Here is an 11,837-nt window from a genome sequence, read left to right on the forward strand (position 1 = left end):
CTGTAATTACAGACCTTGGCAATTACTTTAAACTAGCCAAACTCTTCTCCAAGGTATCAATTTTAGCAATAGCGTCCGCTTCCTTCTGCCGTTCCAGGTCAATTACCTGCGCTGGGGCGTTGGCCACAAAACGTTCATTGGAAAGTTTTTTTCGCACGGACACCAAAAAGCCCTTTATATACTCCAATTCCTCTTCCAACTTCTTAATTTCCGCCCCAATGTCAATGGCCCCTACCATGGGAACAAAGTATTCATTGGACTTCACCCTGAACGTTAGAGCGCCGTCTACTGCGCTGTCAACATAATCAATAGCTGATAAATTAGTGAGCTTGGCAATTACCACGTCCCAATCCCTGGAAATATCCCCGTCATTTAAAACCGCCAATTGTAGCGCATCTTTCATAGGAATATTCTTTTCTTTTCTAATGGTACGTATTCCGGCAATAACCTCCGCAGCAAAATTAAAGCCTTCTATTAGGTCCTCGTTTACAGGCTGTACGCTTGGCCATTTAGCAATGACCAATGCCTCTTCCGGGGTACGTTCGGCAATGTGCTGCCAAACCTCCTCTGTAAGAAAAGGCATAAACGGATGCAATAGTTTTAGGTTTTCTTCAAAAATATGGATTACGGCATCAAATGTAATCCGATCTATAGGCTGCTGGTAAGCCGGTTTAATAATTTCCAACAACCAAGAACTATAATCGTCCCAAACCAATTTATAAATGGCCATTAAAGCATCCGAGATACGATACTTACTGAAATGGTCCTCTATCTCTTCAAGAGTTTTATTGAATTTGGAGGTATACCATTCAATACCCAACTTGGAAGCCTCCGGTTGTGGCAGATCTGCCACTTCCCAGCCTTTTACCAAACGGAAACCGTTCCATATCTTATTGGCGAAGTTTTTCCCCTGTTGGCACAAGGCTTCATCGAACATTAGATCGTTACCTGCTGCGGAACTCAATAAAAGTCCTACACGAACACCATCTGCTCCGTAATCTTCGATCAATTGTAGCGCATCAGGCGAATTTCCGAGCGACTTGGACATTTTTCTTCTTTGCTTATCGCGCACCAACCCAGTAAGATATACGTTCTCAAAAGGTCTTTCATTTCGGTATTCATAGCCTGAAATAATCATTCTGGCCACCCAAAAGAACAATATATCCGGCCCGGTCACCAAATCATTGGTAGGATAGTAATACTCTATTTCCTTATTATCGGGCTCCAAAATCCCGTTAAAAACACTTATAGGCCATAACCAAGAAGAAAACCAGGTATCCAGGGCATCTGCATCCTGTTTTAGGTCCTTCAATGTTAAATTGGAATTTCCGGATTTTTTCCTGGCAAGATCCAAAGCCGCTTCCTCGGTTTCGGCCACGACAAAATCATCCTGACCATCTCCATAATAATAGGCCGGGATTTGTTGTCCCCACCACAATTGTCGTGAAATGTTCCAATCGCGGATATTTTCCATCCAATGGCGATAGGTATTTTCGAATTTTTTAGGAAAAAGCTTTATATCGTCATCCTCCAAAACCGCCTTTATAGCTGGTTTGGCCAGTTCTTCCATACTTAAGAACCACTGATCGGACAACCTTGGTTCAATGACCGCTTTGGTCCTTTCCGATGTACCAATTTTATTAATATGCTGTTCTGTCTTTACCAAAAAGCCCTTTTCTTCCAATTCTTTTGAAATGGATTTACGAACCTCAAAACGGTCCTTACCTTCATAATGCAGTCCAAAACTATTTAAACTGGCATCCTCATTAAAGATATCTATGGTCTCCAGATTGTGTTTCTCTCCTAGGGCCTTGTCATTGATATCGTGCGCTGGGGTCACTTTTAGACAACCCGTTCCAAATTCAACATCAACATATTCATCCTCTATTATGGGTATGATCCTATTGCATATGGGCACTATGGCATTTTTTCCTCTCAGGTGGGCATAACGCTCATCATTTGGGTTAATACAGATTGCCGTATCCCCTAAAATGGTCTCCGGCCTAGTCGTGGCAATGGTAACGGTCTCCTCCGAACCTTCTATTTTATAGGACAAATAATACAACAAGCCTTGTCTTTCCTCATATACAACTTCCTCATCGGACAGTGTAGTTTTTGCCTCAGGGTCCCAGTTTACCATACGATAGCCCCTGTATATGAGCCCTTTATTATAAAGATCCACAAAAACCTTGATAACGGAGGCGGACATATTGTCATCCATGGTAAACTTGGTACGCTCCCAATCGCAGGAACAGCCCAATTTCTTCAACTGTTCCAAGATGACACCACCATATTCATGGGTCCAATCCCAAGCATGCTTCAAAAATTCCTCACGGGTGATATCCTTTTTATCTATCCCCTGTTCCTTTAGTTTGGCAACCACTTTGGCCTCCGTAGCTATGGAAGCGTGATCGGTACCAGGAACCCAGCAGGCATTCTTCCCCATTAAACGGGCCCTACGGATCAAAACGTCCTGTATGGTATTGTTTAACATATGCCCCATATGCAATACACCGGTAACATTGGGTGGTGGTATAACTATGGTATATGGCTCCCTATCATCTGGTGTGGAATGAAAATAATTATGTTTGGTCCAATACTCGTACCATTGGCCCTCTACTCTGTGAGGCTCATATTTTGATGGAATTTCCATTATTTGGAACAGTTTTTGCTTGCCCTATACGGACGATTACTAAATGAGTGCAATATTAAGGTTAAACTTGAAGTAATTCTAAGGTTTTCGACCATTTTGAAATACGAAACAAAAATAAGTAACGTTATTACATAACAAAAGAATTTTGGAGGTTCATTAAAAACATTTACTTTTGAAATTCACCAAAAACTAAAAATATGAAAAAAATAGTACTAGTTCTATTTATTGGTCTCTTAGGTTTTGGCCTAACCGCTCAAGAAAATGTAGCGAAAATCAAATTCAAAACAGAAACCGTTGATTATGGTGAAATCGCTAAAGGAAGCGATGGTGTAAGGATATTTGAATTTACGAATACAGGGGATGCCCCACTTGTTATAAGCAAGGTTAGCTCTAGCTGTGGATGTACCATTCCAAAAAAACCGGAAGGTCCTATCTTACCAGGTAAAACTGGACAGATACAAGTAAAATATGACACTAATAGAGTTGGACCAATCGCAAAAGCGATTACTGTTATTTCCAACGCTGACACCCCAACGAAGGTGTTAAAAATTAAAGGAAAGGTATTGCCGGCAGAAGGTAAATAAATACCATTCATAAATATATAAGCTTGTTAAGTACCAATTGTGGGTATTTAACAAGCTTTCTTTTTTAAGGGACCCATATTGCTAAAGCCACCGCTGGATTGCAGGTGATAGGTGAACAAATCCAGACTCATTTATTTGAACAAACCTTTAAGCACATAGGTTATCAGCATGTCTTTTTGGTAACGCTCTATAAGCACCTTCACCCGTTTTCCTTCCTTTTCATTGAGCATGTGCAGGATTTGTTGAAGTTTGTAATGGTGTACCTTTTTCCCATTTACGGCAAGAATAACGTCCCCTTCCTGCAAACCGGCCTTATGCCCTGGACTTCCCGCACGTATACCGGACACTATAATTTCCGGCACCATACTTAGTCTAGTCATGTTCTCGAAGAGAATTTGCACATCCCCGAACGACTTGCCACTATCCACCAATACCAATCCACCTGCATCGGCTATACTTTCGGAAATATAACGCATCCCGTTATGCTGGATATCTATCCCGCTCAAATTAAAATCGAATGGGTGATCAAAAAGTGCATTTTTACGCAAGCTCAGGGTACGCTCACCATAATTGAATACTAGGGTAAATCTTTTTAGGACTTCTCCGCCCAAACTACCATTTCTATTCCCAAAGGCGGTAATGGAATTAAAATACTGTAAATCTGGAAATGCCGTTTTGGCATCCCTTAACTGAAAGCCACCCAAGCTAATTCCGTCTATTTTGGTCCTTTTTCCGTAAATACCACCACTTAGCCCTTGGCCCAGAAAATCCACATAATTATCTTCAGGAATTCCTAATCCCTTATCCATATCCTCAAAAAGCCATACCGCATCGGAACTCCCCGAATCTATTAATAGCTCCACAGGAATACTGCTTTTATTTTTCATAAATACATGACCTTGTACATATGCTTTGTTCTGCACAATGCGCAAGGGAATTGTACGGATTTTAGAGCTTTTTTTGGACTTATACAGTTCACGGTCATGAAGCTTTAAAAATTTTGATGAATAATTTATCTCGACCACAAAGTCCCTAAAGAGGTCATAACCAATAATTCCATGGACCGGTAAACCCAGCCTAGGGGAAAGGTTCAGATCAGGGTCCATGACCACATAGAGCAACTGATCCTTATTGACAACTTTACCAATCTTAAAAATATTGGAATCTGAACTCAGGGCATCAATTGGTTCACCTTCACCAAGGCCTTTTATTACAATTTCCGATACATTGTTGATTTGAATGGAATCCTTATCCGATAAATTAAAAAGAATGGGCTTGTTTACCCCAGAATCCAAAATAAATGAAAGTTCCGCGCCGTTTACCTCTATTGGAATTATAATAAGATTGTTCACCAATTGAAACTTCACCTTTTGAAACTTTTCTCCAACCGGTAATTCAAAATTTTGCGATAACAACAGAACTGGACAGCACCAAATAAGGAAAACCATATGTCTTAAGAAAGCCATCTTATTTCCATTTTTAAGTAACCTAACCCTCTAATTTACAAACAAAACCCTTGACAATAGAATCATTTAACATATTAATATGGAATCAAATAAGGCCGTTTTATTGTTTTGTCCATATTGATTTCTCATTTTTGTCTAAAATTAAAATCGATATGCCATCAATTTCACGGAGAGGCGAAACAATGCCGGAATCTCCAATAAGAAAACTAGTGCCTTTTGCTGAAGCTGCCATAAAAAGAGGTATTAAGATCATCCACCTAAATATTGGCCAACCCGATATAAAAACTCCCAAAGTTGCCTTGGATGCCGTTAAAAACAATACTTTGGAGGTCCTGGCATACAGTAGAACAGAGGGTTCCGAATCCTACAGGGAAAAGATTGCCGCATATTACGCAAAGAACAACATTCATGTTAATGCGGACAATATTATAGTCACTACAGGTGGATCGGAAGCATTGTCCTTTGCATTGGGAAGTATTGCGGATAATGACGACGAAATTATTATCCCCGAACCTTTTTATGCCAATTACAACGGATTTGCCAATGCCAGTGGAATAAAGGTAGTACCGGTGGTTTCCAACATCGAGAATAATTTTGCATTGCCTCCCATTGATGAATTTGAAAAACTAATAACACCAAGGACAAAGGCAATCCTAATATGTAATCCGGGAAATCCAACAGGCTATTTATATACAAGGGAAGAAATTAAAAAACTTGCCGCAATAGTAAAAAAACACAACCTCTTCCTGATTGCCGACGAGGTATACCGTGAATTTATTTATGAAGGTAGGGAGCATTATTCCATTCTTCAGGAAGAAGGCTTGGAAGAACATGCCATTATAATAGACTCTGTTTCCAAAAGATATAGTATGTGCGGGGCTCGAATTGGATATTTGGTCTCCAAAAATAAGGAAGTTATAAAGACCGCCCTTAAATTTGCCCAGGCCCGACTTTCCCCACCAACCTACGCCCAGATTGCAAGTGAAGCTGCCTTGGACACCCCTCAATCTTACTTTGATGATGTAAAAAAGGAATACGAGGAACGCAGAAACATACTTATATCGGAACTGAACAAACTTGACGGTGTGGTAGTTGCCCAGCCACAGGGGGCATTCTATTGTATTGCACAACTTCCCATTGACAATGCCGATGTTTTTGCCCAATGGCTACTGGAAGATTTCAATTTGAACGGGGAAACCGTAATGGTAGCACCTGCAGCGGGATTCTATGCAACAAAAGGTTTGGGAACCGACCAGATCAGAATTGCCTATGTCTTGGAAAAGGAAGATCTAAAAAGAGCTGTTCACATTTTAAAGGAGGCCTTAAAGGTATATGCAAATTAATGGATATACAGGAAGACATATCCCTTAAAGAATACAATACTTTTGGAATTGACGCCAAGGCAAGATTCTTTTGTGAAATAAATTCGATCGCCGAACTAAAACAAGCACTGGAGCTTAAGGGATATCCCAATTTATTTGTACTTGGGGGCGGTAGTAATATGCTCATCACCAAAGATTTGGAGAACCTGGTACTGCATATCAACCTTAAGGGAATTGAGGTAGTTTCAGAAAATAAGGATGAGGCCATCATAAAAGTCTATGCCGGTGAAAATTGGCACAATATGGTATTGTGGACCTTGGACCACGATTATGGTGGATTGGAGAATTTATCCCTCATTCCAGGTAATACGGGTACCGCTCCAATTCAGAACATAGGCGCCTACGGAGTTGAACTAAAGGACACCTTTGTATGTTGCGAGGCCATGGAAATAGCCACCCGTGAACTTAAAACCTTTACCAAGGACGAGTGCCAGTTTGGCTATCGCGATTCCTATTTCAAAAATGAAGGGCTTGGAAAATACATTATTACTTCCGTTAGTTTTAAATTGACCAAAAGAAATCACAAGCTAAATGTGGACTATGGGGCCATTGTTTCCGAATTGCAGCATAATGGTATTACCAATCCCGGCATTAAGGATGTCTCCAATGCGGTAATTGCCATAAGAAAAAGTAAGTTGCCAGACCCAAAGGAATTGGGCAATAGCGGAAGTTTCTTCAAAAACCCGGTCGTAGATAGACAACAATTCGACAACTTCACTAAGCTGAACCCCACTGCCCCTTTTTACAAGGTATCCGAAAATGAGTTCAAGATACCGGCAGGCTGGCTCATTGAACAATGTGGATATAAGGGAAAGCGATTTGGCGATGCCGGAGTACACAAAAACCAAGCCTTGGTGCTGGTCAATTACGGTAATGCCTCGGGAGCCGATATCATTGAACTGGCCGAAAAAATAATTGAAAGTGTGTCGCAGAATTTCGGAATTACAATTAGTCCGGAAGTCAATATAATAAAATAACCCCTGACAAAGAATGCCAGGGGCTATACCAAACCAAACTAACCAAAAATTAAATGCACAGTTACCAGCTGTCCATTTATCCAATTAAAACGCTAAGTATAACAATCAATTTTATAATTTAGCGTTTGTGTATATACGATGAAAACTAAGTAATTGGATGATTGCTTGGCAACTTTTTTTTGAGAACACACTAATTATATGAGCATATTACTGGAAAATCATATTGTTGAGCTTCTACAGGAGCGAAATGACAAGGCCATTTCCCTTCTTTATGAACACTACGGCGATACCTTATACGGGGTTGCCTATAAGGTAGTACGCGATGAGGAATTGGCTCAGGATGTGGTTCAGGAAAGTTTCATTAAAATCTGGAAGAAATCGGATTCATACGACCCCACAAAAGCTAAATTGTTCACTTGGCTGTTTAGGATTACGCGCAATACGGCTATAGACAAATTAAGAAGTGCAAACAACAAATCCGATAAGGAAATCCAAATGGACGTTTCGGACGTATATAAACTAGGAACTGAAGGTATAATCCCTGACTTAATGGACGTTCAGGATAATTTGGATAAGATAGATTCAAAATATCAAATTGTATTGGACGCCCTATTTTTTCAAGGAATGACCCAGCAGGAGGCAAGCGAAGAATTGGACATACCTCTAGGTACCATTAAATCTAGATTAAAGATTGGACTTAGGGAGCTAAAGAAAATATATGGTTCAACGATGGTTATTGCCTGTTTACTAAGTTTATTTATGAATTAAAGCACAACCTTGATAAGACTAAGACCTAACAATTAAGCTGACGTTACAGCATAGCCGACCAAATTGTGCTACAAATAATAAAGCCATGAAAGAAAAGATTAGAATATTTTTAGAAACAGACCTACTAGAGAAATATCTATTAGGCACCACTACCCAAGAGGAAGCATTCCAGGTAGAAAGATATATTGCCATGTATCCCGAGGTTAGGAATACCTATATTGAGCTTCAGGAAAACCTTGAAATATTTGCCAAGTTGCATGCCTTAAAAACTCCGGAAGGCCTTAAGGAAAGAATTCAAACCAGAATCAAAAAGGAAAATTCCGGACGGTCAAAATTCTTTAGGTATGCCATTGCAGCCAGTTTTGCTGCCCTGATTTTTGCTGGAGCATCCTATTTCTTTTGGAACCAGAATCAAAACTTGCAAGAGGAAAATGTTATTGTCAACAATAAGATTCAGAACTTGGAAGAGAATATGCGTTTACAGTTGGAGGATGTTAGAAATCAATTTATTGTACTCAACAACCCTAAAACAAAGAGACTTACGGTTAAAGGCAATAACAAGGCCAAGGAACTTAAGGCCGTGGCCTATGTTAATCCTGTAAAAAAGCTTTCCTATATCAATGTAAGCAAATTACCGAACCTTCCGGAAAACCAATGCTATCAAATGTGGGCAGAGGTCAACGGACAGATGCTCAACCTTGGAGTGATAGAGGAAGCCAGCAATAGTGAAAAACTAATGGCCCTGCCCTATGGCGAGAATGCCGTTGGATACATCACCATTGAACCAACTGGTGGTAATTCCAAGCCTACCGTGGAGAATATTGTAGCCAATATCTCCTATTAAACAAAGGACTTAAAGTAATCCTAATCCTTATTGTTAAGGTTATAAATTTCATATCTTTGCATTAAATAATGCAGGGATATGAAATTATTATTTTTAACAATAGGTCTACTAGCACTTGCTTTTGCAGGTATTGCAATAAAAATATGGTCTAAAAAGGATGGTAAATTTGCGGGAACTTGCGCCAGTCAGAGCCCGTTTTTAAACAAGGACGGAGAAGCATGTGGCTACTGTGGAAAACTCCCCACAGAGCAGGATTGCAGAAAGGATTCAGTTACACGATAGAAATCCGGTTATTATCACCCTTTACAAATTCTCATCTTGGACAAAACCGAAGAACCACTTCCCAATCTTATTGAAAAAGCCAAATTAGGCAATCAGATGGCCTTCAGTGCGTTATTAAATAACTTTTGGAACGACGTATACGGCTTTCAATTGATCAGGACCAGAAATGAGAACGATGCCGAGGACATTACCATCCAGACATTTTCCAAGGCTTTTGACAAGATACATACCTTTAATGAAGATTATGAATTTAAGACATGGCTGATCGCCATCTCCAAAAATTTGCACATAGACCTTATCCGCAAAAGCAAAAGAAACGTGCTACAGGGCAACCAAGAAGGTAGCAGCGAAGCCATAAAGAAGGTTTTGGATGATGCCCCTTCCCCGGAAGACAGTTTAATTACGGAACAAAATTTGGCCGCTTTGTTGGAATATATAAAAAGGCTAAAACCACATTACCAAGAGGTAATAAATCTTAGGTATTTTCAGGAACTGCCCTATGCCGAAATTGCCGAAAAACTAGGGGAACCCATCAATAATGTAAAGGTTAAACTACTTAGGGCAAAAAGGCTGCTAGCAGAAATTATTAAAAATAACAATTAGTACTGTTGGATTACCCTTGTTTTTTGAAGAAACAACCTTCGAACCGGGATACCTGCCACAGATGTTGGACATTAGAATTGGAACCTTGTAAAAAACAGGTTTCATAGGCAATTAAAACACCCCACTTCTGGCAGTTTTGCAAATTCTACCGGCCCTATTACCCCCTATCACATTTCACATGATTATTTACTTGGCCACAATAACCAACCCCTTATATAGGCAGTAACAACTTCTAGAATATTGCATTCCCATACTTTGCCTGCATTTGGTATTTTAACTATCTCCCATTTCGTATATTTGCACAAAATCATAGTATGAGTATCGAAACTATAGACAGTGTAATCCCACCAAAAGGCAAACCCAAATGGTTACGGGTAAAACTTCCTACGGGCAAAAAATACACCCAGTTAAGGGGATTAGTGGACAAGTACAACCTTCACACCATATGCACCTCGGGCAGTTGCCCTAATATGGGTGAATGTTGGGGGGAAGGCACTGCAACTTTTATGATTTTAGGAAATGTATGCACCCGTTCCTGTGGATTTTGTGGCGTAAAAACAGGTCGACCAGAAGATGTAGATTGGGCGGAGCCGGAAAAAGTGGCCAGATCCATTAAAATAATGGACATTAAACATGCCGTAATAACTTCTGTGGATCGTGATGACCTAAAAGATATGGGCTCCATTATATGGGCCGAAACTGTGAAGGCTATACGAAGAATGAACCCCACTACTACATTGGAGACATTAATTCCAGATTTTCAGGGTATCCATACCCATTTAGACCGAATCCTTGCCGTTGGGCCTGAAGTAATATCCCACAATATGGAAACCGTAAAACGATTGACAAGGGAGGTTCGCATACAGGCAAAATACGAAAGAAGTCTAGGAGTCCTTTCCTATTTAAAGGAAAACGGCGCCAACCGCACCAAGTCCGGAATAATGTTGGGACTTGGCGAAAGGGAGGAAGAGGTAATCCAAACCATGGAGGACCTTAGGGCAGCCAATGTTGACGTGGTCACTATAGGCCAATATCTGCAGCCCTCTAAAAAGCATTTACCGGTAAAGGAGTTTATTCTGCCGGACCAGTTTAAGAAATATGAAGAAATAGGCCTTCAATTAGGTTTTAGGCATGTAGAAAGTGGAGCTTTGGTACGTTCATCATACAAGGCACACAAGCATATAAAGTAAGTAGCCCTTACACCCCTTATCTAGAATATCCATCCGTGATTATGCGGATAAATTGGCTTGACCCTATTTATGAAACAAATTAATATTGGTATAAACGGCTTTGGTAGAATTGGTCGTACCCTATTTAGACTCCTAAGCGAGCAACCTCATTTAAGAGTGGTGGCCATTAACGATCTGGCAGATGCCCCTACATTGTCACATTTATTGAAATACGATAGTATCCACGGAGTATTTCAAAAAGAAGTATCCCACAGCAACAATCATATAATCGTAGACAATAATAAGGTTGCACTGTTAAATTACAATTCTCCGAAAGACATCCCTTGGTCCGATCATAAAGTTGATATTGTTGTTGAGGCCACTGGGAAGTTTAAGGACAGGAGAATCTTGGAATACCACATTAAGAATGGGGCCAAAAAGGTTATTCTAAGTGTACCTCCAACCGAAGATGACATAAAGATGGTGGTATTTGGAATAAACCACGAAACCCTTGTCCCAACAGATGACATTATTTCCAATGCCTCCTGTACCACGAACAATGCCGCACCAATGATAAAGGTTATTCAAGATCTTTGCGGTATAGAGCAGGCTTATATAACCACCATCCATTCCTACACCACGGATCAAAGTCTGCACGACCAGCCCCATAAGGACTTAAGAAGGGCAAGGGCGGCCTCACAATCCATTGTCCCTACCACGACCGGGGCGGCCAAGGCCCTAACCAGAATATTTCCAGAACTATCGGATGTTATTGGAGGCTGCGGCATAAGGGTTCCAGTACCAAATGGCTCTTTGACCGACATTACTTTTAATGTAAAAAGGCAAACCTCCATTGAGGAAATTAATGATGCTTTTCTAAAAATATCGCAAAAAGAACTTAAAAACATTCTATATTACACTAAAGACCCCATAGTTTCCATCGATATAAACAATACTTATTACTCTTGTACGTTTGATTCTCTGATGACTTCTGTAATCGGTAAAATGGTTAAAATTATTGGATGGTACGATAACGAAACCGGATACAGCAGCAGAATTGTAGATTTAATTAATTATATTACAAGTAAACGATACGTTTGAGACCTAAA

11 protein-coding genes are annotated in these 11,837 nt (G+C 40.1%); 9 read left to right on the forward strand and 2 right to left on the reverse strand.

Features of this window, described 5'->3' with window-relative positions:
- Positions 1 to 22: 22 nt before the first annotated feature.
- On the reverse strand, positions 23 to 2,653 hold the full coding sequence (locus BUA60_RS15955; protein WP_072863407.1) for a valine--tRNA ligase: 2,631 nt from the start codon (positions 2,651 to 2,653) through the stop codon (positions 23 to 25).
- Positions 2,654 to 2,850: 197 nt separating this feature from the next.
- Between BUA60_RS15955 and BUA60_RS15960 the strand changes: the two genes are divergently transcribed.
- Positions 2,851 to 3,237: a DUF1573 domain-containing protein gene (locus BUA60_RS15960; protein ID WP_072863409.1), complete on the forward strand. Its 387-nt coding sequence runs from the start codon at positions 2,851 to 2,853 to the stop codon at positions 3,235 to 3,237.
- A 131-nt stretch (positions 3,238 to 3,368) separates the two neighbouring features.
- Here the strand turns inward: BUA60_RS15960 and BUA60_RS15965 are convergent, their stop codons facing one another.
- On the reverse strand, positions 3,369 to 4,703 hold the full coding sequence (locus tag BUA60_RS15965) for an aspartyl protease family protein (protein ID WP_072863410.1): 1,335 nt from the start codon (positions 4,701 to 4,703) through the stop codon (positions 3,369 to 3,371).
- Between the two features lie 152 nt (positions 4,704 to 4,855).
- Between BUA60_RS15965 and BUA60_RS15970 the strand changes: the two genes are divergently transcribed.
- From BUA60_RS15970 to gap, 8 genes are all read left to right on the forward strand, one after another.
- Positions 4,856 to 6,046, forward strand: coding sequence for a pyridoxal phosphate-dependent aminotransferase (locus tag BUA60_RS15970; RefSeq protein WP_072863411.1), 1,191 nt, complete (start codon positions 4,856 to 4,858; stop codon positions 6,044 to 6,046).
- Entirely contained in the window at positions 6,046 to 7,062 is a 1,017-nt protein-coding gene (gene murB / locus BUA60_RS15975; RefSeq protein WP_072863412.1) for a UDP-N-acetylmuramate dehydrogenase, read from the forward strand. The genes BUA60_RS15970 and murB overlap by 1 nt, the downstream gene beginning before the upstream one ends.
- 198 nt (positions 7,063 to 7,260) lie before the next feature.
- Positions 7,261 to 7,830: an RNA polymerase sigma factor gene (locus BUA60_RS15980; RefSeq protein WP_072863413.1), complete on the forward strand. Its 570-nt coding sequence runs from the start codon at positions 7,261 to 7,263 to the stop codon at positions 7,828 to 7,830.
- 85 nt (positions 7,831 to 7,915) lie between these two features.
- Complete coding sequence (locus tag BUA60_RS15985) at positions 7,916 to 8,674, forward strand: anti-sigma factor (RefSeq protein ID WP_072863414.1); 759 nt, start codon at positions 7,916 to 7,918, stop codon at positions 8,672 to 8,674.
- Between the two features lie 78 nt (positions 8,675 to 8,752).
- Positions 8,753 to 8,956: a membrane or secreted protein gene (locus BUA60_RS15990; protein WP_072863415.1), complete on the forward strand. Its 204-nt coding sequence runs from the start codon at positions 8,753 to 8,755 to the stop codon at positions 8,954 to 8,956.
- Between the two features lie 36 nt (positions 8,957 to 8,992).
- A complete protein-coding gene (locus tag BUA60_RS15995; RefSeq protein WP_072863417.1) occupies positions 8,993 to 9,559 on the forward strand; it encodes an RNA polymerase sigma factor in 567 nt (188 codons plus the stop codon).
- A gap of 314 nt (positions 9,560 to 9,873) precedes the next feature.
- Positions 9,874 to 10,749 carry a lipoyl synthase gene (gene lipA, locus BUA60_RS16000; RefSeq protein ID WP_072863419.1) on the forward strand — a complete coding sequence of 292 codons (876 nt, stop codon included), beginning with the start codon at positions 9,874 to 9,876 and terminating at the stop codon, positions 10,747 to 10,749.
- Positions 10,750 to 10,818: 69 nt separating this feature from the next.
- Complete coding sequence (gene gap, locus BUA60_RS16005; protein ID WP_072863421.1) at positions 10,819 to 11,829, forward strand: type I glyceraldehyde-3-phosphate dehydrogenase; 1,011 nt, start codon at positions 10,819 to 10,821, stop codon at positions 11,827 to 11,829.
- Positions 11,830 to 11,837 lie beyond the last annotated feature (8 nt).

Source organism: Arenibacter palladensis (genome assembly GCF_900129275.1).
Classification (GTDB): Bacteria; Bacteroidota; Bacteroidia; order Flavobacteriales; family Flavobacteriaceae; genus Arenibacter; species Arenibacter palladensis.